General features: G+C 69.7%; 21 protein-coding genes and 4 pseudogenes. 13 read left to right on the top strand and 12 right to left on the bottom strand.

All coding sequences use genetic code 11. The features are described 5' to 3' along the window. Positions 1-76 precede the first annotated feature (76 nt). Complete coding sequence (locus ACIRG6_RS05355) at positions 77-685, top strand: TetR/AcrR family transcriptional regulator (RefSeq protein ID WP_403320853.1); 609 nt, start codon at positions 77-79, stop codon at positions 683-685. A gap of 222 nt (positions 686-907) precedes the next feature. Here the strand turns inward: ACIRG6_RS05355 and ACIRG6_RS05350 are convergent. The 3 genes and pseudogenes from ACIRG6_RS05350 to ACIRG6_RS05340 form a co-directional block, all read right to left on the bottom strand. Beyond that, positions 908-1,093: pseudogene (locus ACIRG6_RS05350) on the bottom strand (SpoIIE family protein phosphatase); the annotation flags it as partial. 436 nt (positions 1,094-1,529) lie between these two features. After that, the gene (locus tag ACIRG6_RS05345) at positions 1,530-1,832 is read right to left on the bottom strand and encodes a helix-turn-helix domain-containing protein (protein WP_403321796.1); all 303 of its coding nucleotides are present in this window, start codon (positions 1,830-1,832) and stop codon (positions 1,530-1,532) included. Positions 1,833-2,003: 171 nt separating this feature from the next. Continuing rightward, a complete protein-coding gene (locus tag ACIRG6_RS05340; protein WP_364683917.1) occupies positions 2,004-2,546 on the bottom strand; it encodes an MOSC domain-containing protein in 543 nt (180 codons plus the stop codon). Positions 2,547-2,690: 144 nt separating this feature from the next. Here ACIRG6_RS05340 and ACIRG6_RS05335 point away from each other — a divergent pair. Continuing rightward, positions 2,691-2,912, top strand: a pseudogene (locus ACIRG6_RS05335) (hypothetical protein); the annotation flags it as partial. A 610-nt stretch (positions 2,913-3,522) separates the two neighbouring features. Here the strand turns inward: ACIRG6_RS05335 and ACIRG6_RS05330 are convergent. The 3 genes from ACIRG6_RS05330 to ACIRG6_RS05320 form a co-directional block, all read right to left on the bottom strand. Continuing rightward, complete coding sequence (locus ACIRG6_RS05330; protein ID WP_403320850.1) at positions 3,523-4,905, bottom strand: flavin monoamine oxidase family protein; 1,383 nt, start codon at positions 4,903-4,905, stop codon at positions 3,523-3,525. A gap of 279 nt (positions 4,906-5,184) precedes the next feature. Beyond that, positions 5,185-5,703 carry a hypothetical protein gene (locus ACIRG6_RS05325; protein ID WP_403320847.1) on the bottom strand — a complete coding sequence of 173 codons (519 nt, stop codon included), beginning with the start codon at positions 5,701-5,703 and terminating at the stop codon, positions 5,185-5,187. A gap of 569 nt (positions 5,704-6,272) precedes the next feature. Further along, positions 6,273-7,490, bottom strand: a complete 1,218-nt coding sequence (locus tag ACIRG6_RS05320) for a PP2C family protein-serine/threonine phosphatase (protein WP_403320844.1) — start codon at positions 7,488-7,490, stop codon at positions 6,273-6,275. A 503-nt stretch (positions 7,491-7,993) separates the two neighbouring features. On the opposite strand from ACIRG6_RS05320, the gene ACIRG6_RS05315 reads away from it, so the two are divergent. Both ACIRG6_RS05315 and ACIRG6_RS37705 read left to right on the top strand, forming a co-directional pair. Further along, positions 7,994-8,164, top strand: coding sequence for a DUF5670 family protein (locus ACIRG6_RS05315; protein ID WP_011113206.1), 171 nt, complete (start codon positions 7,994-7,996; stop codon positions 8,162-8,164). 499 nt (positions 8,165-8,663) lie between these two features. After that, positions 8,664-8,898 (top strand): annotated as a pseudogene (locus ACIRG6_RS37705) (IS5 family transposase); the annotation flags it as partial. A gap of 499 nt (positions 8,899-9,397) precedes the next feature. Here the strand turns inward: ACIRG6_RS37705 and ACIRG6_RS05310 are convergent. Both ACIRG6_RS05310 and ACIRG6_RS05305 read right to left on the bottom strand, forming a co-directional pair. Beyond that, positions 9,398-9,913, bottom strand: coding sequence for an FAD-dependent oxidoreductase (locus ACIRG6_RS05310; RefSeq protein ID WP_403320841.1), 516 nt, complete (start codon positions 9,911-9,913; stop codon positions 9,398-9,400). A gap of 214 nt (positions 9,914-10,127) precedes the next feature. Continuing rightward, a complete protein-coding gene (locus tag ACIRG6_RS05305) occupies positions 10,128-11,024 on the bottom strand; it encodes an alpha/beta fold hydrolase (protein WP_403320838.1) in 897 nt (298 codons plus the stop codon). 89 nt (positions 11,025-11,113) lie between these two features. Between ACIRG6_RS05305 and ACIRG6_RS05300 the strand changes: the two genes are divergently transcribed. The 3 genes from ACIRG6_RS05300 to ACIRG6_RS05290 all read left to right on the top strand — a co-directional run bounded on the left by ACIRG6_RS05300 (position 11,114) and on the right by ACIRG6_RS05290 (position 13,749). Continuing rightward, on the top strand, positions 11,114-11,680 hold the full coding sequence (locus ACIRG6_RS05300) for a TetR/AcrR family transcriptional regulator (RefSeq protein ID WP_403320835.1): 567 nt from the start codon (positions 11,114-11,116) through the stop codon (positions 11,678-11,680). A gap of 291 nt (positions 11,681-11,971) precedes the next feature. Next, the gene (locus ACIRG6_RS05295; RefSeq protein WP_403320833.1) at positions 11,972-13,057 is read left to right on the top strand and encodes an alkene reductase; all 1,086 of its coding nucleotides are present in this window, start codon (positions 11,972-11,974) and stop codon (positions 13,055-13,057) included. A 185-nt stretch (positions 13,058-13,242) separates the two neighbouring features. Further along, on the top strand, positions 13,243-13,749 hold the full coding sequence (locus tag ACIRG6_RS05290; protein ID WP_403321794.1) for a MarR family winged helix-turn-helix transcriptional regulator: 507 nt from the start codon (positions 13,243-13,245) through the stop codon (positions 13,747-13,749). Between the two features lie 287 nt (positions 13,750-14,036). Here ACIRG6_RS05290 and ACIRG6_RS05285 read toward each other — a convergent pair. The 3 genes and pseudogenes from ACIRG6_RS05285 to ACIRG6_RS05275 all read right to left on the bottom strand — a co-directional run. Then, positions 14,037-14,266 (bottom strand): annotated as a pseudogene (locus ACIRG6_RS05285) (site-specific integrase); the annotation flags it as partial. Positions 14,267-14,322: 56 nt separating this feature from the next. After that, entirely contained in the window at positions 14,323-15,066 is a 744-nt protein-coding gene (locus tag ACIRG6_RS05280) for an NADPH-dependent F420 reductase (protein WP_403320831.1), read from the bottom strand. 109 nt (positions 15,067-15,175) lie between these two features. Next, positions 15,176-15,769, bottom strand: coding sequence for a TetR/AcrR family transcriptional regulator (locus ACIRG6_RS05275; protein WP_403320829.1), 594 nt, complete (start codon positions 15,767-15,769; stop codon positions 15,176-15,178). A gap of 263 nt (positions 15,770-16,032) precedes the next feature. Here ACIRG6_RS05275 and ACIRG6_RS05270 point away from each other — a divergent pair, with 263 nt between their 5' ends. From ACIRG6_RS05270 to ACIRG6_RS05260, 3 genes are all read left to right on the top strand, one after another. Beyond that, positions 16,033-16,638: an amidohydrolase family protein gene (locus ACIRG6_RS05270; protein ID WP_403320828.1), complete on the top strand. Its 606-nt coding sequence runs from the start codon at positions 16,033-16,035 to the stop codon at positions 16,636-16,638. Positions 16,639-17,000: 362 nt separating this feature from the next. Continuing rightward, positions 17,001-18,023 carry an isopenicillin N synthase family dioxygenase gene (locus ACIRG6_RS05265; RefSeq protein WP_403320826.1) on the top strand — a complete coding sequence of 341 codons (1,023 nt, stop codon included), beginning with the start codon at positions 17,001-17,003 and terminating at the stop codon, positions 18,021-18,023. Between the two features lie 13 nt (positions 18,024-18,036). Next, positions 18,037-19,401 carry a nucleobase:cation symporter-2 family protein gene (locus ACIRG6_RS05260; protein ID WP_403320824.1) on the top strand — a complete coding sequence of 455 codons (1,365 nt, stop codon included), beginning with the start codon at positions 18,037-18,039 and terminating at the stop codon, positions 19,399-19,401. Positions 19,402-19,662: 261 nt separating this feature from the next. Here the strand turns inward: ACIRG6_RS05260 and ACIRG6_RS05255 are convergent, their stop codons facing one another. Beyond that, positions 19,663-20,256 (bottom strand): helix-turn-helix domain-containing protein, encoded by a 594-nt coding sequence (locus ACIRG6_RS05255; protein WP_403320822.1) that lies wholly within the window; start codon positions 20,254-20,256, stop codon positions 19,663-19,665. A 105-nt stretch (positions 20,257-20,361) separates the two neighbouring features. On the opposite strand from ACIRG6_RS05255, the gene ACIRG6_RS05250 reads away from it, so the two are divergent. The 3 genes from ACIRG6_RS05250 to ACIRG6_RS05240 are packed head-to-tail and all read left to right on the top strand — an operon-like array spanning position 20,362 to position 22,948. Beyond that, the gene (locus tag ACIRG6_RS05250; protein ID WP_403320821.1) at positions 20,362-20,865 is read left to right on the top strand and encodes a flavin reductase family protein; all 504 of its coding nucleotides are present in this window, start codon (positions 20,362-20,364) and stop codon (positions 20,863-20,865) included. Continuing rightward, positions 20,862-21,749 (top strand): MBL fold metallo-hydrolase, encoded by an 888-nt coding sequence (locus tag ACIRG6_RS05245; protein WP_403320818.1) that lies wholly within the window; start codon positions 20,862-20,864, stop codon positions 21,747-21,749. Before ACIRG6_RS05250 ends, ACIRG6_RS05245 begins: the two co-directional genes overlap by 4 nt. Beyond that, positions 21,746-22,948: an amidohydrolase family protein gene (locus ACIRG6_RS05240; protein ID WP_403320815.1), complete on the top strand. Its 1,203-nt coding sequence runs from the start codon at positions 21,746-21,748 to the stop codon at positions 22,946-22,948. Before ACIRG6_RS05245 ends, ACIRG6_RS05240 begins: the two co-directional genes overlap by 4 nt. Positions 22,949-23,046: the final 98 nt, after the last annotated feature.

The raw sequence follows: 23,046 nt of genomic DNA, 5'->3' as shown, positions 1-23,046 counted from the left end.
AGTGCTGTTCAGGTTAGACCTGCAGCCCGCCTAAGCCATACAGTTGTGTTCGACTTATTCGGGTAGGGTGTGAGGCATGGGCAGTAGAAGCACCGTCAAACGCGCCGACGCCCTGCGGAGCATCGACGCGATCGTCAAGGCCGCGGCCGAGTGCCTGGGACAGAACCCGGAGGCGAGCCTCAGCGAGATCGCGCGCGCCGCGGGCGTGGGCCGGGTGACGCTGTACGCGCACTTCGCCTCCCGGGCGGAGGTCGTCGATGCGGCGATGAGCCGCGCAGTGGACCAGGGCAATCAGGCGCTGGACGCGGTCGATCTGACCGGTGATCCGCTGCTCGCGCTGGCGCGCTATGTCGAGGCCAGCTGGCATCTGGTGGACCAGGCGCGTGCGCTGCTGGTCGCCGCCCAGAGGGAACTGCCCCCCGGTCGCATCCGCGAGCTGCACAGCGGCCCGGCCGCCCGGGTCGAGACGCTCATCGCCCGCGGCCGCTCCGAGGGGGTCTTCCGCACCGACCTGCCGATCGCGTGGCTGGTCAACGTCCTGCACTCGGTCATGCACAGCGCCGCCGACGAGATCCGCGCGGGCCGTCTCACCTCCGAGCACGCCGCCGGCCACATCACCGCCACCGCGCTGGCCGCCTTCACCCCGCCGGGCAGGCCGGTACCCGAACCCGGCACGGGCGCGTGACGCGGACGATGCCCGGCGATGTGGCGCCCTGGCTCGGCGGCCGGACGGCCAACGATGGGCGGGCGGGGCCCGCATCCGATTCCCGAGCCGGGCGCGGGCCCGATCGGCCGCTGACCGTACGTATCGCGTTCGAAGCGGGAGCGGACGTACATTCCGGTGTGCTGTACGTCGGGGTGGGCGGGTTCGCCGCCGAGGTGGTGGCGGAGGCCGCCGACACGGAGCCTCGGAGCGGCGTTCGATCAGGCCGTCGGTGTACAGGACCAGTGTGGCGCCCTCGGTGAAGGAGACGGTGGCCTGGGGGCGGGGGCCGTGTTCGGGGCGGGCGCCAAGAGGCGGGTCGGTGGCCTGGTCGAGGAAGCTCGTGGTGCCGTCGGGGGCGAGCAGTACCGGCGGTGGGTGGCCGGCGCTGCCGGCGTGGAGAAAGGTCCTGCCAACTGAAGGACTGGAGAAGGCCGGAGCCACCGACACTGACGGAGCCGACGTGAAGCCCGGCGAGCTGCCGGCCCCGCGCCGGTGAGCTAGCCCAGGGCGGCCACGTCCCGTGTACCGATCAGGCCTCGGGCCCCGGTCCGTCAGGGGGTCCGGGGCCGTTCGCGTATCCGCCGGGGGGTGGGATGTGCATGCACGCGGGTGCCAGGTTCAGCGAGCCCGCGCCGAGCCGGTCACCGTGTGCCTGCTGCCTCGCCGGGGGAGGGCTGGTGTTCGGGGGCGGCGAGGACCGTGTCGATGAAGGCCCGCACGAGCGTGGTCACCTCGGCCACGCTGACGTCCTTCGTCCAGGTGCTCCTCGGTTGAAGCGAGCCACTACGCCGACCTCGTGCACGGCTACGCCCAGGTCCCGCCGCTACCAGGCTGCGCTGGTGCGCGGGATGCAGGGCGCCGGCGGACCCGCTGGCGGTCCCGGAGAGGATCGCCGCCCACCAGGCTGAGCTGGAGCACCTCGCTCCGCCAGGAGCGGGCGGATCTCGCTGATGGCGCGGCCGATGGTGCAAGAGCCCACCTCATAGATCACGCCGAGGGCCTCGTGGGTGAGGCCGGTGCGCAGATGGACCAAGGCGGCCAGCAGTCGGTCGGTGAAGACGAGTTCGTACTTCGGCCCGGCCCCGGCCTGCCGCCGGCGCGCGCGTGGGCGCCGCTCGTGCCGCACGGACTCGCAGCGCGCTTCCCAGCGTGGCGCGAGTTCTTCGAGCAACTCGCCGAGATGTTGGCGCGACGCCGCAGAGGGCGGGATGGGCCATGGCCGCGCGGGCCTGCTTGATCTTCACAGCTCAAGAACCCGCGCGGCCGTCGTGATGTCACGGCCTGTCCTGGAGGCTGGTCAGACCCGGTCCAGGGGTCGGTGCGGACCGCTGGGAAGTTCCATTTCGATCGTGTCGCCTGGGCGCACCACGCCGCCTTCCCTCACGATGCTCATGATTCCGGCTTTGCGCACGATGTTCCCCGCCTCATCGCGGCCGACGACCTGCTTCAGCAGCCCGTCCTGGAAGTTGTCGATCTGCAGGCAGGGATTGCGGAGACCGGTGACTTCCAGGACCGCGGAGTCGCCGATGCGCAGCAATGTGCCGACCGGCAGACCGAGCAGATCGATGCCACGCGTGGTGAGGTTCTCGCCGAGGTCGCCGGGCGCCACCTTGAACCCTTCTTCGCCGACCTCGGCGAAGAGCTCTTCATGAATGAGGTGGACCTGGCGCAGATTCGGCTGGGTGGGATCCTGCGCGACGCGTGAGCGGTGCTTGACCGTCACACCGGCGTGCACGTCCCCCTCCACACCGAGCCCGGCAAGCAACCTGACGCTGTCCCGGTTCGGCTTCGTGAACGAGTACTCCCCATTGCTGCTGACCGCCGTCACTCTCCCGCTCATACCTCGGAACCCCCTCGTCGGTAACTGTGATCAGCCACGAGCCTAGCCCTGGCCCTCCAAGGCACCACAGCATCCACGATCAATCGCGGGTGGGGCCGTCGGCACCGTCGTTCCGGACGCGCAGTGTCAGGCGGCGCGTCCGTGATGCAGCGGTGTACTCAGCCGCGGACGCGCCGCCTCGTGGCCGGTCTCCGCGTCGACGAGGTGCACCTCGCGGTTCAGGTCGCGGAGACGGGGGAGGGCGAGGTCGGGATCTACTCAGCCGCCCTGCGGCTGATCGACGCGGACGGCGTCGAGGCGCTCACCATGCGCAGACCTGCTACCGAGCTCGACGCGAACCCGATGTCGCTGTACCACCACGTGCCGAACAAGGAAGCCGCTATGCGCGGCATGACAAGGATGGTCGGCGCCCAGTTCCGCACCGTCACGCCCGAGGACGCTCCTTGGCAGGAGCGTCTCCGCCTGCTCGCAACAGACCTCCGGGCCCTGGCGCACCGTCATCCCAGGTTGATGGCCTACTCGTTCAGCCGCCAGCCCGGCTTCCTCCACTCCGACGACCCGTTCCGGACCGCGCTCACCGAGTCCGTGGAGGCTGCCGGAGTTCCGCAGTCGGAAGTCTCGAAGAGCGCGGCGCTGTTGGACACGTTGATCACGGGTCTGGGAAGCCGGTTCCCCAGCGATCGCGACGGCCGGGACGCCGGTTCCGTGAGCCGGACCCTTCCAGACGCTGGCCCTTGGACTGTCCCGCAGCCGGGCGAAGTGGCCGTGCCGCCGAGCACTGCCGCCCTGAGCGTGAGGCAACACCCCTCTACCGGGGCAGCAGCGCCTGATCGCCACACGGCCACTGCCGCTCTCTCGACCCTGGCAACTGGCGCGCGCCACGGCCGGATGACGCACGCCGGATGCAGGCGCATCCGGCGTGCGTCACAAGGCGGCCGTCAACGTGAAGACGGGTCCACCGAGGAGCCGGCGAGGCTTACTTCGAGGCTCCTTCGACGCCGAGTCGCTGAGCGACCTGCTTGGCGGTGCGCAGGCCTGTCAGGACGGCGCCGTTCATGGTGCCGACCCACTCGCCTGCGGTTTCGGTGCCGGACCAGTGGATACGCCCGTGAGGCTCGGTGAGGGCGCTGCCGTAGCTCACGGATGCGTAGGGACCCGCAGCGGGGTGGGGGCCGCCGGGAGCGAATGGCTCCGTGCCCCAGCAGTGGTCCACGTAGTCGATGGGGGTGCTCGCCTGGGGACCGTACAGGTCGACCATCTGCTGGACGACTCGGCTGCGTCGGGTTTCCGGGTCGAAGTTGTCGTACACACTGGGGGTGCAGAAGACCATCAGGACGCCCGGTCCGTTGTCCGGCGACACGTCGAAGGTGATGAACGCCGTCCCGGTGTCCATCACTGCCTCACCCGAGAGCCCCTCAGTCCGCCAGAAGGGCCTGTCGTAAGCGACGAACGCCTTGCTCAGCCTGCCCATGGGCCACGTCCTCGTGAGCCCCTGGGTCTTTTCCGGCAGGGCCGGGAGGAACTCGATGTAGGAACGGTGCTCGGGGGCCGCGGTGACGATGACGTACTTGGCGCTGATGACAGCCGAGTCGGTGTGGACCGTGACGCCGTCGTCGTCCTGGGAGATCCGGCGGACACGGGTGTCCAGAACGACCCTGTCGCCGAGTTTCTCGGCGAGCCGGTTGGCGATCTCCTGAGTGGTTTCGACGAACCGGTCCTGGTTCGCTCCGGCTTCGACGTCCAGCATGTGAAGGAGCCCGCCCGCTGCACGGATGTAGCGCAGTACGTGCAGCAGGGAGACATCTCCCGGGGAGCAGCCCCACTGCACCTTGCTGACGATGGTCATCAGCGCACGGGTGCTGCTCACCACCTGCTGCCGGTCGAGCCACTCGCCGAACGAGATCGAGTCGAGCTCCTCGGCGTTGGGGGACTTCCAGGCGGCGCCGACGTCGATGGTCTCCAGCAGCTCGTCCATCGCCACCTGGACGCGGCCCAGGTCCTCGAGGTCCACGGGGTCGACCATCGGCATGGTGCCCGTCCACGTGCGACGCTGCCCGGCCATCCACAGGACATTGAGACCTTCGTGGAACTGGCCGGTCGTGGAGCACCCCAGCCGCTTCGCGAGGTCGCGGATCGCGGTGTGACGCTCGGCGACCCACGTGGCCCCGAGGTCGACCTTGACCCCGGCCACCTCACCTGAGAACGAACGGCCGCCGACCCGGTCCCGGCCTTCGAGGACCAGGACGGATACACCCATGTCTGCAAGCCGCTCCGCGGCACTCAGGCCGGCGAAGCCCGCACCGACGATCACGACATCCACCGACGCGGCTCCGGAGCCGCCCTTGATTTCCTCTGTCATGGTTTTCTCCTTCACTCGAAAGGCGTTTCCTCACAATTCGCGAGGATTTCATCAGTCTTGCTGCACTCGCCCTGAGTCATTCAGGGGGAGCGCCGGAAGGGCAGGCGGGCGCTGTCGGGCCAGGGCCTGTCGCGGACGGCGCGAGAGAACGTCCGCTTGCAGCGGCATCTGATGCTGCCGCGATGACGCCCGGCCGGCAGGAAGAAGCGAAGCTACCGCTGCCGGCCCGGGGCATCCACGATGCGACCAGCGTCGACATTCAGGCGAAAGCGACCTTGATCAGAGGCCGACGCGGTACCGGTTGTACTCGTAGTGGCCGGTCTGGTCACGGTCCCCGCCATGACGGTCCCCGTCATGACGCCAGCCGTGGGAACTGTCCCACAGGTAGCTGACGCCGTGGTCCCACCGGCAGTCGTCGCGGCGGTCCCCGCGGTGATCATGGCCACCGTCCCGGCGGTGGTCGTGGCCGAGGGTCCCGCAGTCGTCGTGGCCGCGGCCGGAGTGGTGGTGGTCGCCACGGGCCTGGCCGTGGTCGTGGGCACCCCGGCGGTGGTCGTCGCCCCGGACCTCACAGCGGTCATGGTCGCGGCCGAAGCGGCGGTCGTCGCCGCGGACTGCGTCGCGGTCGTCGGCACCACTCCGATGATGGTCGCTGACTACGACACTGACGGGCGGGCTCTTGACGTGCCCGGACAGCGGCGTGGCAGCCGAAGCAGTGCCTCCGGCGCCGAGTACGGCTCCGCCTGCGACCGCCAGGGAGGCGATGGCGACACACATGCGCTTCGCGAGGTTACTCACGGGTTTCTCCTTCGTCTCAGAACAGTCCGCCCGTCCAACGGGCGCCCAGCTCACTGATGCGATACGCGGCCGATGCAGTGGCGTCGTCCCTTCTGCATCCGTTGCCACCAAGGCAATCACACGACATTGTCACTCGACAATGTCGAAGGATTGTGTCGCTCGACACGGTCGTCGTTCTGCCCGGGGTTTCCGGTGGCCGACCTGGATGACGACGGCCTTCTCGAAGCCGGCCGCGATGTGCGCCGGCGCTGTCTTCCGCGGCGGTCAACGGCCCCTGGGTGCGTGGGCTCCAGGCCCTGGACGGCTCGTAGGGCGGCGTCGACCGGGCCGATGAGCTTCGCGCCGTCGGTCAGGGACGGGCCACGTCACCGCTCCTGACCGAACGGATCGCGTACGCATCACGTATGTTCCCCGTACGGAGCATGGGGAGGGTGGCAGGTCGCGTGCTCGGTAAGGTGCCTCACCGGCTGCGCCGCCCCCGGCCCCGCCTGATGGGCAGCCACTCCTGCGCCCGGTTGGGGCCGAGGCCGGCGAGCCGCCGAGGTCGGTCCGCCCCGCAGCTTTCCCTGTCACAGGCTGACGACGACCAGGGCGGTGTCGTCGGTGACGCCTTCGGCGGGGATGAGGTCGTTCATCACGGCGTCGGCGAGTGCTTCGGGGCTGGTGAGGTCCTGGTGGCGGGTGAGGGCGTCGGTGAGTTGGGTGAGTCCGGTGTCGATGTCCTGGTGTCGGCGTTCGATGAGGCCGTCGGTGTAGAGGAGGAGGGTGTCGCCGTCGGTGAAGGCGGTGGTGGCTTCGGGCCGGGGGCTGAGTTCGAAGGCGGCGTCCAGTGGCGGGTCGGTGGCCTGGTCCAGGAGCTCGACGCTGCCGTCGCCGCGCAGGAGGACCGGGGGAGGGTGGCCGGCGCTGGAGTAGGTGATGAGGTGGCGGCTGAAGTCGATGAAGGCGGTCACCGCGGTGGTGGATTCGGCGCCGGTCAGCGAGTGCGCGTAGCGGCCGAGGACTTCGAGGGCCTGCGCGGGGCCGGCGGCGACCCGGGAGGTGGCGGACAGGGCGCTGCGGAGCTGGCCCATGACGCCTGCGGCTTCCAGGCCGTGGCCGACGACGTCGCCGACGGCGACGGCGATCTTGTCGCCGTCGTGCAGCCGGACGAGGTCGTACCAGTCACCGCAGACGTTGAGGGAGCCGACCGCGGGCCGGTAGCGGACAGCGACCCGGTGACGGCCGACCGGGGCCGGAACGGGGAGCATCGCGCGCTGGAGCGCGAGGGCGACCTCACGCTCCTGGGCGTGTGCGCGACGCAGGCGCTCGTTGACTTCGTGCAGCTGCCGCATCCGGCTGAAGAGTTCGGCCTCGAGGTGGCGGGCGCCGTCCGGCCGGCTGGTGGCACGCAGGAGTTCGGTGACTTCCTCGACGCGGTGGATCACCAGCGCGACGTGGCCGTCGGGCGCGAAGACAGGCGCGTTGACCGGGCTCCAGTAACGCTCCTCCCACTGGCCCGGGCGCTGTGCGGATTCCACGTCGTAGCGCTGCAAGTCCATCGTGTCGATCTCGCGATTGGCCAGCACCGCCCGGAGGGACGCTTCCAGGTTGCGGGCGCCCGAGGCTGACGGGTCGTCCGGGTTGTCGGGGAAGACGTCGAAGAGGTAGCGGCCCACCATCTGCTCGCGGCTGCGTCCGGCCTGCCGCAGAAACGCGAGGTTGGCGTCGGCGAAGACCAGATCAGGAGTCAGCAGAGCAACCGCACCGGGCAGCGCTTGGAAGACTGCCGCGTAGTCGATAGCCATTGCTGAAGAATAGGGATGAAGAGTGCGAAAGGTGGTCTACCGGCGCCGTTGAGTAGTCGCCCGGCCTGGGGGCGGGGCCGGCCATCGGCTCCCCGTCTCGTGCAGCCCGGACGGGATGGCTGCTCGCCCGGCCCCCGGCAGGGCCGGGCGCCCCGGCGGCAGCGGCGTGCTTGTCCGCATCGCGCGGGCGGTGGTGTCGCCCTGGCCGCCGAGCTGTCGCGGTGGCCCGGCGACCGCGCCTGAACGACCCCGGCGCCGGCGAGCCGCGCACACCAGGCCCTGGGGCCGCCTTCCGCTTTCACTGCTCCGGCGACACGCCCTGACTCAGGCCCCGCCCCACCGCCGTTCACGAGGCGGCGTCGTGGTGCGTGAGGGGCGGGGCCGGGGGAACGCTGCACGGCACGCAGCCCGTGAATATGCCCCGTGCCTCGCGGAAGTAACTCCCGCTTTGTGGGCTTGTCGGCCTGAGGTAAGGGCACATGGTGGCCAGGAGGTTGATAACTATGGTTCCCCTGCTTCTGGTTCTTCTGCTGGCCCTGATCCTCTTCGGCGCGGGATTCGCGCTCAAGGCGCTGTGGTGGATCGCGGTGATTGTGCTCGTCGTGTGGCTGCTGGGCTTCGTCGTCCGCACCGCGGACAGCGGCGGCCGCAAGGGTCGCTGGTACCGCTGGTAGACGACAGACGCACCAGGCGCGAAGAGCGCATCACGCGTGCGAGGTGATGGGGCCCGGCCGGACACGGCCGGGCCCCACCCGTGTAACAAGACGTGTTGTGCGGGAGGTTGGGAGGGATCGGGCGTATCGGACGCGCCGCAGGGTACGTGAAGGGTGCACCGGCCCCGCAGGCCCCAGCAGTGGAACCCTGCTCCTCCTGTCTGCGGGGCCGCTGCGCACGGTTCCAGCCCGACGTACCGGCAGGACGAACCCCAGTAGCCGGCGGCGAGGTCAGGGCTGCACGGTGCGGAGCGAGACGAGCGAAGGGCGCGTAGGCCGGCAGCACGAGCCGCGGGCCGTGCTTCGTCGGGCTCGTGGTGCTGCCGCCGCCTTGTGGCCTCACCTCGTGGTGCAGCCGGATCCGGATACGTCCAAGGCGTACCCGCCATGTCCAGGTGCGGCGGTCATGGCCGACGGCTTCCAGACGAAGGCGGCACGGATGCCGCCGAGTCCATCGATCCGAGGGATCCGCTGCGCCATCCCGGACAGGGCCGACCAGGTGCGCAACCGCACGAGTCGCGGCTTCCGCGGCGGCCGTCCACCGAGGTGCGGCCCGGAAGACTACAGCCAGGCACGCGGTCGAGTGCGGCATCAACCGCCTCGGAAGGCACCGGGCAGTGGCCACGAGGTTCGACAAACCAGCCGTCCGCTACGAAGCGACTGTTCTGGTGGCAGCTATCAACGAGTGGCTGTGAGGGGGTGGTGTCGGGCGCATGACTGTGCAGATGACCACGGAACCCAAGAAAGAGAGCCACGCCAGCCAGGTCGCCCGCAGGCCCAGCCCTGGAGCACCTCAGCCACAGGTTCCACTGCGAAGACTTCGTGCGTGCGGGGTACCCATGCCTGGAAGTGCTTGTCCGGCCCTCCCTCGCGGTATTCCACCTGGTAGCTCAGGTCGTCATTGAGATAGACCTGCATGTAGTACTGATCTGCAGGCTCCAGATCAAGCCGCCGCACGACGACAAATCGCGATCCGAGACTCATGTCAGCTAGCAAGTCGTGCAGCTGCTCCTCAGAGGGGTCGTCCCAGGTCGTCCCGTTCGCCTCAACTGCTTGTAGCACTGGTGTTGCCATGCCTTTGACTCTAGTCACACACCAGGATCTCCACTTCGACGGGCTCGGCTTCCGGCACACGCTCCACTTGGTGGATCCGGGATCCGAACCGGACTCTCCACTCGTGGGGGTGGGACCAGTTCACCGGTCAGGCGGGCGTGAGGTAGTCGGTGTTGCGTGCAGCTTCGGGTGTGAGTCCGGTCCAGCGGCGGAAGGCCCGGTGTCGCCTGATCGCACGCGCGCGACGGTGTCGTCCTGCTCGAATCCGGTGACCTGCTGGCCGTAGTGCACCGGGATGCCGCGCGCTTCGACGAGCGAGGCGAGCACCCTCTCGGTGGTGGCCTGGGTGATCTGCAGGATGTAGGGGTGGGGGTGTCCAGCTCGGTGTAGTCCAGCAGTTGCGGGAGCATGCCGAAGTGCGTCCGGGGCACCGTGCGGCCGTGCGACAGCAGGATGTCGGTGAGCGTGCGGCCGTCCTCGGCACGCACGGTGGTGAGGACCTCCAGCGTGCGGGGGTGCAGGACGGCGGCACGGGAGTTCTCGCCGCGCTCGGTGAGCTGCTCGAGGACCTCCACCTTTCACCCCGGCCGAGTCCAGGAGCGCGGCGGTCAGCAGACCGACCGGGCCTGCGCCCGAGACGATGACGTCGGCGCTCACAGGTGCCCTCCGCTCACGATCGTGGGTACCGCTGCCGGGGCGGTTGCCCCCGCCGGTCGTATCGCTCCGGTCTCGCTGGTGCGCACCCTCGGTGCCGGCCTCTGCATGTCACTCCTCAGTGGGTTGAGTCGGGGGCTGCGAGCGGCTCCCGCCGCGACAGGGTCGGCGACCCGGTTCCTGCCTCACAGCCGACGGTGAGGTGGAGATCGCCGGATCAGCGCAGGAAATCCAGTACTGCCGTGCTGAGTTCCTGCGGCGCTTCTTCGGGCAGGAAGTGGCCGGCATCGGGGATGACCAGTCCGGTGACGTCCGTGGCCACCAGGCGCAGGGTCTCCTCGGGCATGGTGCCGGTGCTGTGCTGGCCGCCTATCGCCAGGACCGGGATCGTGAGCGGGCCTTCGTCGCGCCAGCGCAGGGCGTGCTCAGCGGACGTTTCGAGGGTGCGGTAGTACTCGAAGCTGGCGCGCAGCGCGGCCGGATCGCGCAGCTGGTCGACATAGACGTCGATGGCCTGCTGCGGGATGGCGCCAGGCCTGGCGGTCTTGGTCGTGAAGTTGTAGCCGAAGTAGATCGCCTCGCGGCCGGCGACCATGCGCTCGTTGATGTCCGCGAGGCGGTTGAAGGCGAAGTGCCACAGGAACTCGTTGGTGGCCGGGTCCGACATGAGCGGCGGGGACGGCGAGAGACCGGGAAGGATCGACTCGGCGCCGACGAGGCGGGTGACGCGGTCACGGTGGCTCGCGGCGAGGGCGTAGCCGACCAGCATGCCCAGGTCGTAGCCGACGACGGCGAAGCTCTCATGCCCCAGCTCGGTCATCAACTCCGCCATGTCGTCAGCGAGTGTGGCGGCGTCGTAGCCGGTGGCGGGCTTGTCACTGGCGCCCATGCCGCGCAGGTCAGGGGCGATGACGGTGAAGTGCTCGGCCAGGGCGGGCATGACCAGACGCCAGCTGTACCAGAACTGGGGCCAGCCGGGCAGGAGCAGCAGCGGCGGCCCGCCGCCGCCGACGACGGCGTGCAGGGTCAGTTCGCTGGTCTTGACGGTGTGGCTGGTGAACGTGTCGGTGAACCCGGCGGGCAGGTCCGGTACGTCGGTGACGGTGAACGGCACGATGATTCCTTCACATGACTCATTAAGTGGATGAACTATCCACTTCACCGTAGCACGAAGCGGATGAGCTATCCATTTATGCTGTTCGCATGACCAGTGCATCGATGCGCAAGGACGCTGCCCGCAACCGGCAGCTCATCGTCGACGTGGCCCGCCGGCTCGTCGACGAGGGCACCCCGCTTCAGCTCAACGACGTCGCCCGTCTCGCGGGCCTGGGGGTGGCTACCGTCTACCGGCGCTTCCCGACACCGGAAGCCCTGATGGAGACCGTTGCAGCCCCCGGCCTGGAAGCACTGATCACCCGTGCGGAACAGGCGCTGACCGAGGAAGATCCCTGGGCGGCCCTGACCGGCTTCCTCGACGTCACCCTGGAGGCGCAGCTGACCGACCCCTCGCTCACCATCGTCCGCGCGGCGCCGGAGAGCGTTCTGCCCCGCACCGAGGAGCTGACCGCCACGCTGGACTCACTGGCCGGCCGGCTGCTCGACCGTGCGCGCACGGCAGGCCTCGTCCAGGGCGTCGTCACCTGGGACGACCTGCTGCCGCTCATGTGTGGCATCGCCTTCGCCGCCAACGTCCACAGCGAAGACCGGCCGGCACGCCTGGACTCCGGCCGCCGCTACTTGGGCGTAATGCTGCAGGGGATACGCGGCTGAGCCCCTCTCCGGGGCCGGGGAGGATCCGTGCCGACCTCGAGCCGGATGCGGAGTCGAAGCCACTTGATCCCGCAAACAGTTGTTCAGGCAAGTAATGGCCTTGACTCACCTTCTAGACAACTCCTGCGCCCACGGGCAACAGTACATCTGCGATGTTGCGCGGCACTTGCCACCCGCGTGATGCGGCTCACATGTACTTCCGGGAAGATCGGTTCGGGATTTAATTGTTCGGGCAAGTAATGGGGTCGCGGGAAGCCGCGCCCCCGTCTGCTCCCCCGAAGAGAGATGACGATGTCGAAGGCATTCGAGCCCTATGAGCTGGGCGGCAAGCGCCTGGCCAACCGCCTGGTGATGGCACCGATGACCCGAAGCCGCGCCTACGGCCCCGGCCAGAGCCCCATGCCGTTGATGGCCGACTACTACGCGCAGCGCGCCTCCGCCGGGCTGATCGTCACCGAAGGCGTCCAGCCCTCCAGGGCCGGTCAGGGCTACCCCGACACCCCCGGCATCCACACCGCACAGCAGGTCGCTGCCTGGCGAAAGGTGACCGACGCCGTACACGCCCAGGGCGGCGTGATCTATCTGCAGATCATGCACACCGGACGGGTCGGACACCCGGCACTCATGGGCCTGCAGCCCGTCGGCCCCTCCGCCGTCCCGGCCGCCGGGCAGGTATACACCCACGAAGGCCCCCAGGACTTCGTCACCCCGCACGAACTCACCGACGCAGAAGTCCGCGCCACCATCGCGGACCACGCCGCCGCCGCGCGCAACGCCGTCGAGGCGGGTTTCGACGGCGTCGAGCTGCACGGCGCCAACGGCTACCTCATCCACCAGTTCCTCGCCCCGAACAGCAACCAGCGCACCGACGAATGGGGCGGCAGCCCCGAGAAGCGCATCCGCTTCGCCGTGGAGACCGCCAAGGCCGTCGCCGAGGCAGTCGGCGCGGACAAGGTCGGCTTCCGCATGTCTCCGGGCAACCGCTACAACGACATCGACGAGTCCGACACCGCAGACGCCGAGACCACCTACACCGCCCTGGTCGAAGCCCTCGCCCCGCTGAACCTCGCCTACCTGCACCAGCTGGAAGCCCCCGGCGCGCGCGACCTGACACGCCGGCTGCGCAAGGCCTGGCCCACGACCTTCATCCTCAACCCCTTCACCGGCCAGGAGCCCACCGGACCAGCCGAGTTGGAGCTCATCGAGGACGGCACCGCCGACCTGGTCGCCTACGGAGCCCTCTTCCTCGCCAACCCGGATCTGCCCGCCCGACTGGCCCAGGGCGGCCCGTTCAACGCGCCCGATCCGGCCACCTTCTATGGGGGAGACGAGAAGGGGTTCACCGACTACCCCACGCTGGAGGAAGCCCGCGCCTGACGCTTCGGCGACAGACCCAAGGCCCACCGGACATGCCGCGCCTGAGCAGCACATACCCTGCCCTCAGGGATGCGGACCTGAGGGCTGTCTGCGGCGGTCGGCGCAGCGCCGGCTGCCGCAGACATGCGCTGCAAGCACGGCCGCACGTTGAGAAGGCAGAGGGAAGCACCGTGGAATCCGAGGCAATGCCCCAGGCCCCCGCGACCGGGGAACTCCCCGAGGCCGCACGCCGCGGACCGATCAGCCATGCGATCTTCCGGGTGGCCCGCCTGCACCGCATGCTCGCCGGCCAGCTGCTGCGCGAGGTCGGCCTGCACCCCGCCCAGGAACTCGTCATGATGCAGCTGTGGGACCGCGGCCGGATGCGACAGACCGACCTGGCCCAGCACGTCGGCGCCGACGCTGCCACCATGACCCGCACCATCCAGCGCCTGGAGAAGGCCGGATTCGTGCGCCGCGTGCGCTCCACCAGCGACAAGCGTTCCGTCCTGGTCGAACCCACTGCCGCCAGCCAAGCTCTGCGCCAACAGGTCGAAGACCTCTGGGCCCGCCTGGAGGACTGCGTGGCCGGCGATCTCGCCGGTGCTGAACTCAGCGAGACCCTCGCCGTCCTCGAACGCCTCGAAGCCAACCTCGCCACCCACATCAACGACGCCGAACCGCCCTCGCCTGCCTCTGCACCCGACGCCTGACCGGGCGATCGATGGCGGGGCCCAGCGGGAGCCCCTGGAAAGTCGGCGGTGTGGCGTCACAGGATGTGACGCCGGCTGCACGGTGCCGAGGGCCGAGACCTTCATCTTCATCTATCGACCGTTGGACAGACGCACGGACGCCTGCACCGAACACAGCCCTCAGCCCACTACGACGAGAACCGGTCCGAGCCTCCTCACGGGCCCATTCATGAGCAAGGCAAGCCAGCGACGGTCACCCCATGTCTCATGAGACGCGTCAAAGTCTGGAGAAGGACGGCTACCGCGCCCAGCTCGCCGCCCTTGGCCTTGACGGGGCAGCGGCGGGCGGCGAGGTCCAGGTCCTCGATGTCACCCCGAGGATCTCCTCCGCTCGGGCGCGGGTCTCGTAGAGCATCCGCCACAGCGTCTTCTCCCGCAGATGGACCTCGCGGCGGGCGATGAGCCGGTCCACGGCCATCTTCGAGCGGGCCGGGGTCTCGGAGTCCGGCACCGCCAGCCGCTTGGTCCAGGCGGGAACCTGCGCCTGCGGTCCCGTGTCCCCGCGCGAGCGCTCCCCAAGAAGGGGGGGAGGCGTCAGCGGTGCGCGGCGCGGTTCATTTCGACGACGTCGTCCAGGGTGGGGTTGTCGGGGAGGGCGGCGAAGCGCTCGAGCATGCTGTCGCGCACAGCGGCGTCCTTGACGCGGTCGGCCGCGGCCAGCGCGGCGGGCAGCTCGTCGAGGGTCAGCTCGGTGCAGTAGGCGGGCCCCATCGGCTGCTGGCGCCACGAGTCGGCCAGCGCGCCGGCGTCGTAGGGGTCGAAGCCGGTGTCGTCGATCAGGCTCATGGCCACCTTCTTCGCCTCCGCAGAGTCCCCGGCCACCGGGATGGCGATGCGGCCGGGGGTACCCGCCGGAAGGCCTCGGGTGCGCTGGGTCTCGGCCAGGGCGGCGTTCCACGCCTTGACCACGGGCCGGCCGAGAAGCCCGGAGGCGTAGACGCTCTCCACCTGACCGCCGCCGTCCGCCTCGACCTCCTCGATCCGCCCGTTGAGGTGCGGGTAGTAGTTCGAGGTGTCGATCACCACGGTCGTGTCGGGGACGGTGGCGAACAGCTCGGCCAGCTGCCCCTGCACCCCGAACGGGATCGCCAGGATGATCGCGTCCCGGTCCTCGACCGACGCGTCCAGGACCACCGCGCGGGCGCCGGCCTCGCGCACCTCGGCCGTGACGGCCTCGGGCCCGCGGGCATCCGCGACCTGGACGTTGTGACCGGCCAGGCTCAGCTTGCGGGCCAGGTTTCCACCGATCGCTCCGGATCCGATAACAGTTATTTTCATGATTTGTCCCTTCAAAGGTTGTGCCACCCCGTGGGCGGCTCGATGTGTGACGGCATGGTGGGATCGCCGGACCCCCGCCGCGGACCGGCTGTGCGTGAGGCGACGGCCGCTAGGCGCGGTCGCCGGGCTCGCGGTACCCGTGGGCGATGAGTGAGCGCAGCCGCTCGACCGCTTCCTCGGCGGTGCCGGTGCCCTTGATCCAAGCGACCGAGCACGCGCCGAGGAACAGGTCGTGGCCGGTCACCGACGGGCGCAGATATCCCGCGCGCTGCGCGGTGCGCGCATGCGTCTCGGTCGTGGCGATGAGTTCGCCGCAGGGCACGGTGAGCGGATTGTCCGGGTCCTGTGCCCGGGCCGCGGCCATGAGGGGTTCGGGCAGGCCGCTGTAGGCGCTGAGGTAGTCCTCCATCGCCCGCAGCCACTGTGCCAGCGCCTCACCGACGTCACTGATGCCCGCGATGGCCTCGCGGCGAGCCTCCAGTTCCGCGGTGCGGGACTGGAGGACGGCTGCCAGCAGGGCCTCGCGGGTGGGGAAGTGCCGGTACAGCGTCCCCGGCCCGACGCCCGCATCCTTGGCGACCGCCTCCAGTGACGTGCCGACCCCGTCGCGCAGGAAGTGGCGCTGGGCGGCCTCCAGGAGGGCCGTGCGGTTGCGCTGGACGTCGGCGCGCGGCTTGCGCCCCTGCTGCCCCTTGGCGTTCATTGACCCTCCTGTACGTGTCGGGTCCGGCGACCCGATCGAAAGCGGAGGCTAGCTCCGTATTGCTCTCACGGTAAACCGGAGGCACCCTCCGGTCAAAATGGGCGCCGACGGCCCGCTGGCGAGTGCCCTCGGGGCGCCCGCCGCCTCAGCTCCTTGATCGGTGGCGGCGATGGGTATGAGGCCTTCGGTGGTTTTGAAGCTGAGCTGGGGAAGTTGGCAAAAGACGCGAGGATCGTCGTCTGGCCCAGTGATGTAGGAATCCCATGTGCTGTCGGCCCAGACTTCTGATGCCGAGCGGATCTCCTCGCCCAGGTTCCACCAGTCCGAAGTGGGGTGGGACAGGGTCAGGTGTCCGTGCCGTGCCGTGCGGCGCTCGCCCGGCACGGAGTCGGCGTCTCCTGCAACCCGCTCAGCAATATGCGGCTGGGCAGCGGCATCGCCCCCGTGATCTCCATGCGGGGGCGGGACTTCGGGTAGGGCTCGGGGTGGAGGGGGCCGCCGGCAACGACACCCAGGACATTCTGGAAGCCATGCGGATCGGGGCGTATCTGCAGCGCGCCGCGCACCGGCAGGCCGATCTGCTCGGTTTCGCGGAAATGCCGGCCATCGCTGCCGGCGGCGCCAACGAGGTGTTCGGTCTCGATTCCCGCGCGGACGGTGTGGTGGCCGGTGCCAGGGCCGACCTCGTGCTGCACCGCTTCGAGCGGGACTACGCGTGCCTTCCGGCGCGCGATCCGGGCGCAACGCTGCTGACCTGCGCGAGCAGCCGGACCGTGGACACGGTCCTGGTGGCGGGAGAGGCGGTGGTGTGGGACGGGCGCAGTGCGCGTCTTCCCGAGGCGTTCCTGGTCGACCTGTTGTCGCGATAGAGGCCACCCTCTGGTGATCGCCCTTCGAATACGGTGGGCGGCGCGAGCGCACAGCATCGGGAGAACGGTCCCGATTTCGGCCGTACCGCCACCCCATCGACGTCGTCGTTCGTCGTGGACGTGCTGTCGCAGTAACAGACCTGGTTCCCGGACGAAACATGATGCCGCCAGGCTGGCTTCATCGCGCATGGCCCCTGTCGACGGGGCGTATGCCAGCCCACGGCGCCGGGCCCACGGACGGGTCCGAGGCCGACCGTGCCCGCGGACCTCTGTGTGTCCGCGGTGGGGGTGCAGGGGCGGTGACTGCACCTCGTAGGACTTCGGAGGACACCACTCCGACGTACTCAGGAGTACTTGCCGCGATGACTGACATCACGACGCGTGCCGTGCCGCACACGACGCCTCGATCGGCGTACGGCCTCGCCGAACTCGACAAGGAAACGCGCATGGGCGGGGCCGGAACCGAGACCACGGCGCGGGAGATCCGCCGCATCGACCTCTCCGATTTCGAGGCCCGCAAGGCCGAGATCACCGAGGAGTTGTGGGCGGCGGCCACGGACATCGGGTTCTTCCAGCTGGTCAACCACGGCATCGAACAGGCCTTGGTGGACGAGGCGTTCACGAACGCCGAGGGATTTTTCGCGCTGCCCGAGGCCCACAAGGCCCGGCATGGGCTGAAGAAGGGCCTCAACTCCGGGTGGGAGTCCATGACCCAGGTCAGGCCGTCCTGCGGGACACCGGACCAGAAGGAGTCGTTCCAGGTCACCCGCCCTCACATGGAGGGGCTCTGGCCCGACGACGTCCTGCCCGAATTCCGGCAGCGTGCCCTCGACTTCGAGACGCGCTGCCGCGAGCTGGCGATGCGGGTCCTGTCCTGCTTCGCCGACAAGCTGGGCTTCGCCGGCGACTTCTTCACCCGCGCCCACGACCCTCAGAGCATGCACTACCAGTCCACCCTGCGGATGCTGCACTACTTCGCGATCCCCGAGGACGCCGAGCCCGCCCCGAACGTGTGGCGGGCCGGTGCGCACACCGACTTCGACTGCCTGACGCTGCTCTTCCAGCGGGACGGGCAGGGCGGGCTGCAGGTGTGTCCGGGAAAGGAGGCCGAGGCTCAGGAGTGGACTCCCGTGGTGCCCTCGGACGACGCCATCACCTGCAACATCGGCGACATGCTGATGCGGTGGAGCGACGACCGGCTTCCGTCCAACTTCCACCGGGTCAAGTCCCCGGGCCCCGGCGAGGACCGGGGCGCCCGCTACAGCATCGCCTTCTTCGCCCAGGCCGACCGTGACGTGGTGATCGAGGGGCCGGACGGCCGGTATCCGCCGATCACGGCGGAGCAGTACATCCAGCAGCGCATCGCCGCCAACTTCGCACGATAGAGGTGCTGTGGTGATGATGTCCGCGAAGAAGCGGGCGCCGTTCGGGCGGCTCGCGGTGCTGGGTCTCCAGCACGTTCTGGTGATGTACACGGGCTGTGTCACGGTGCCGCTCGTCTTCGGTGCGACCGCCGGGCTCGATGCCTCGACCATCGCTCTGCTCATCAACGCGGACCTGCTGGTCGCGGGCGTCGTCACGATGATCCAGGGCGCGGGCGTCGGGCGGGTGCTCGGCGTCCGCATGCCCGTGATGGCCGGCGCGGCCTTCACTGCCGTGACGCCGATGATCCTGATCGCCGGTGAGTACGGGATCCAGGCCGTATACGGTTCGATGCTCGCCGCCGGGATCTTCGGCCTGCTCGTCGCCCGGCCGTTCGCCAAGGCAGCGCGCTTCTTGCCGCCGCTGGTGAGCGGTGTGGTGATCACCGTGGTCGGCCTGGCGCTGATCGGTGTCGGCGTCAACCTTGTCGTCGGCAGCGACCCCAAGGCGGCGGACTACGCGGCGCCGTCGCGCCTCGCCCTCGCCGCCCTCGTCGTCACCGTGATCCTGCTGGTGGCGAGGTTCGGCCGGGGCTTTCTGGCCCAGACCGGCGTCCTGCTCGGGCTGCTGGCCGGTACCGCGGTCGCGGTACCGCTGGGTCTGGTGGACCTGTCCGCCGCCCGTGGCGCTGACTGGATCGGGGTGAGCGCTCCGTTCCACTTCGGCGCGCCCGAGTTCCGGCCCGTCGCGGTCATCTCCATGTGTGTCGTGATGCTGGTCCTGTTCGCCGAGTCGACCGCCGACCTGATCGCGGTCGCCGAACTCACCGGCAAGGAGCTGACGACCGGGGACATGGCCCGCGGGCTGGCCGCCGACGGACTGTCCGGGGTGCTCGGCGGAGTGATGAACGCCTTCATCGACACCGTCTTCGCCCAGAACGTGGGCCTGGTGTCGATGACCCGGGTGCGCAGCCGCCATGTGGCCACCGTCGCGGGCGCCATCCTGGTCGCCCTGGGCCTGGTTCCCAAGCTGGGGGCGGTGGTGGCCGGGCTGCCCGGACCGGTCGTGGGCGCGGCGGGACTGGTCATGTTCGCCACGGTCGCTGCCGTCGGCATCAGCACACTGCGGAAGGTCGAGTTCGAGGGAACGCACAACCTGCTGATTGTCGCCGTGTCGATCGGCGTGGGCATGGCGCCCGACGTGGCACCGGGCCTCTACTCCCGTTTCCCGGACGGTGTGCGCATCGTGCTGGGCTCACCGGTGACGAGCGCGGCCCTGCTCGCGGTCGGGCTGAACCTGGCCTTCAACCGGACCCGCCCGGCACGCAGGGCGGACGACGAGGCAGAGGCAGAGAAGCAGGCTCGGCCGACGTCCACCACCCCGGCGGAATACGTACCATAGCGCGGGTGCCAGGGCGACCGCGCACGTCATCAGCGCGGGCCCGAGTCGGCGGGGTGCTGGTCGTCGGTGCCGGGTGCGTTCTGGACCGCGAGGATACGGACGCGGTCGCGGTCACCGAACAGATGAGGCTGTCGCCCGGGCCCAGGCGTTCGAGACGCGGGCCGGACGGAGTCTGCAGCTCGACTTCTCGCTCGCCGTCCACCACCTGGCCGAACCCGTCACCGGGGTGCCCTCTACCCCTGTCTCCCTTTGTTCGGCGTTCTAACGAGGGGCGTTCTGTACGGTGAGGACGTGGACCCCGGAAATGTCCTGATTGCCCGTCAGGACTCGCCAGCGGTGAGGGGTTCCGCCCGGGTAGAGCAGGCTGTCACCGGAGTGGAGGCGGTGCAGTTCGCGGCCGCCGCGGCCCAGTAGGTCGACCTCGATCGCGCCGTTCACCACGTAGAGGAACTCATCGCCCGGGTGGTCGTAGTACTCCTCGAAGCCGGTGGGTCCTCCCGTGTATTCGACCGGATGGACGGCGAATTGGGGTGCCCCGAGCATCCGGGCCGAGCCGCCGCTGTTGGCGACGGGAGTGCCGGTCCCTTCCCGTACGACATGGATGTCGGCGGAGGAGGTTGCCGAGTACGCCAGCAGGGCCTGTTGGGTGGTGCCGAGCGCCTGGGCGATCCGGTGCAGCGAGGGCATGCTCGGGCGGGTCAGCCCGCGCTCCAGCTGGCTGAGGAAGGGGTGCGAAAGGTCTGCGCTGCCCGCGAGTTGGACAAGGGTGAGGCCGCGCTTCTTGCGTAGCCGGCGGATGGCGTCACCGAGCTGCTGGTCCGGATCGGCGGGGGTTTCGGTGGGTCGGTCTGCCATGGCGGAAATCCTAAGCGGTCACTTCGGAGTGGGATTTACTCCCGCGAAACACATGTCTCCTACGCTCAATGTTGATGTGACGAACATTCTAGGCGAGGAGCCCGAATGACCGCGACCACCGCCGACCGGCCCGCCACGGCCGGATACCTCGATGCCATGGCAGCCCTCGCAGGTGGCGTCTGCGTGGTGACCGCTGCCGCAGCCGATGGCAAACTTGCCGGATTCACCAGCACCGCCGTGATGAGCCTCAGCCGTACGCCGCAGCTGGTAGCGATCGGCGTCCAGCGCAGCAGCCGCACCCTGCCGCTGCTCCAGGACGGCGGCAGGCTCGCCCTCAACATCCTTTCCGCGGACGGCGAATCCGTCTCGCGGCGGTTCGCCGATCCGGCCGCCGACCGGTTCGCCGGCCTGGAGTGGACGAGGGGAGAGGGAGGTGTGCCGCTGCTGCTCGCGCAGAGCACGTACGCCGCTGTGTGCCGCGTACGGGGAGAGGTGGCGGCCGGGGACCACCTGCTGCTGATAGCCGACATCGAGGAGATCGTCCCCGGCCAGGGCGGGGCCGGCGCTCTCGTCCACCACGCCCGCCGCTACCACGGCATCGGCGCGTGAGCGGGCGCGACTGGTTCTCCGTACAGGAGACCGGACCTGGGACCTTCCTCATAGCCGAGCCCGGGCACGTCAACAGCTATCTCGTCGTGGGCGACGACCTCGCCCTGCTGTACGACACCGGAATGGGCATCGGGGACATCGGGCGCGAGGTGCGCGCGCTGACCTCACTGCCGCTGCTCGTCGTCAACTCCCACCACCACTACGACCACCGGGGCGGCAACGCCTCGCTTGTGGGCGAGGCCAAGGACTTCGCCGTCCACGAAGCGGGAGCGGACCTGCACGGCGAGCCCGCACCGCGCGAGTGGCTCGAGACGTACGAGCACATCGCCCAGGACATGCGACAGCGCTACATCGAGCTGAGCGCACTCTCCGCCGAGGGCTTCTTCCTCACCGACTCGCGGACCGAGGTGCGGCCCGTCCCCGAGCTGACTCAGTGGCGTATCGACGGGGTGCGACCGACCCGGCTGCTCCGGGAAGGGGAGCAGGTCGATCTGGGCGGGCGCAGGCTGCATGTCCTGCACACCCCCGGTCACTCGCCCGACGGCATCTGTCTCTGGGAACCGGAGACCGGTCTGCTCCTCGCCGGCGACACCCTGATCAGCGGCACCTTCTTCGCCCATGTCCCGGGCGCGGATGTGCCTGCCTTCGCCGCGTCGACCCGGCGCCTCGCCGAACTCCCGGTCGAAAAAGCCCTGTTGGGGCACAACCTCCGCCACTGTGAGGGCCATTACTTCGTGGGGCGGGTCGCCGAAGCTTTCGACCAGGTGGTACGCGGACGGACCCGCCCGGTCCCCCGCCAGGACATGTTCGGCGCGCCCGCGATGTGGCATGCCTTCGACGGCTTCGCGGTACTCACGGCACCGGGAAACGGGGACATGCGATGACGGCGACGGCACTGCTGCTGCGCGGGGCGCGGCTGCCCGAAGGGCAGGTCCGGGACGTACTGATCGAGGGCGGGCGGGTGTCGGCCGTTGCGCAGGCCGGTCGACTGGCCTCCGCATGTGCGGAGATGGACCTCTCCGGCTACATGCTGTTGCCCGCCCTCGCCGAACCCCACGCCCACCTCGACAAGGCCCTCACCTGGGATTTGGCCGGTGCGCCGCCCTGCGACCTGCCAGGGGCGGTCGCCGCCTGGCGCGGCTACGCCGAGCAGGTGACGGAGGAGGACGTTCTGGTCAGGGCCCGCCGTGCCCTGGACGAGCTGGTCGCCAATGGTGCGACCGCCGTCCGCACCCACGCCGACGTCCTGCCCGGCCGCGATCCGCTCCGGGGGCTGCGGGCGCTGTTGCGGCTGCGCGAGGAGCTGAGCGAGCGGGTTGCACTGCAGATCGCCGTACTGCACATCGAGGCTCCCGACGAAGTTCTCGACGAGGCACTGGAGTTGGGCGCCGACCTGCTCGGGGGCTGCCCGCACCTCTCCGATGACCCGCAGGCCGCTGTCGCCCGCGCCCTGGCCATCGCCGAGCGGCACGGCGTAGGCGTCGATCTGCATGCGGACGAGCATCTCCGTCCGGACCCGAAGGATCTGCTGCTGCTCGCCCAGGCTGTCCGGGAGCGGGGCTTCGCCCACGGTGCGACCGCCAGCCACTGCGTGGGACTGGGCGGGCTGGACCCGGCCGAGGCCGCCCGCATCGCCAAGGAGGCGGCGGCATCCCGGATCGGGATCGTCGCGCTGCCGCTCACCAACCTCTACCTTCAGGGCCGCGATATGCCTGCCCGCACCCCGCGCGGTCTGACCGCCGTACGCGCCCTCCTGGACGCGGGCGTGCCCCTGGCCGGGGGCGGCGACAACATCCGCGACCCCTTCAACCCGGTAGGCAGGGCCGACCCCCTGGAGACCGCCGGACTCCTCGTCACGGCAGGTCACTTGACGCTGACCGAGGCCGTCCACGCGGTGACCGCCGGCGCCCGCACGGTCCTCGGGCTACCCGCCGCAGGGCCGTACGAGGGTGCCGTCGCCGACCTCCTCGCCGTACGGGCCGACTCGCTCTCCGGGGCTGTCGGGGCCTCGTACCCGGACCGGATCGTCTTCAAGGGCGGGCGAGCGGTGAGCCGTACCACGGTGATCCGCGAAGCGCTCTGACTGGTCCCGGGCGTAAACGCCCGGGACATCCCCCCGAAACAATGAATGTTGATGCTACGAACATCGGTGAACGCACCACAGGCCCACAGGAAGGAGTC

This window comes from Streptomyces flaveolus, assembly GCF_044765825.1.
In the GTDB taxonomy this organism is placed as follows: domain Bacteria; phylum Actinomycetota; class Actinomycetes; order Streptomycetales; family Streptomycetaceae; genus Streptomyces; species Streptomyces flaveolus.
The sequence above is the reverse complement of the archived record's forward strand: the minus strand, read 5'-3'. Positions and strand labels throughout refer to the sequence as shown.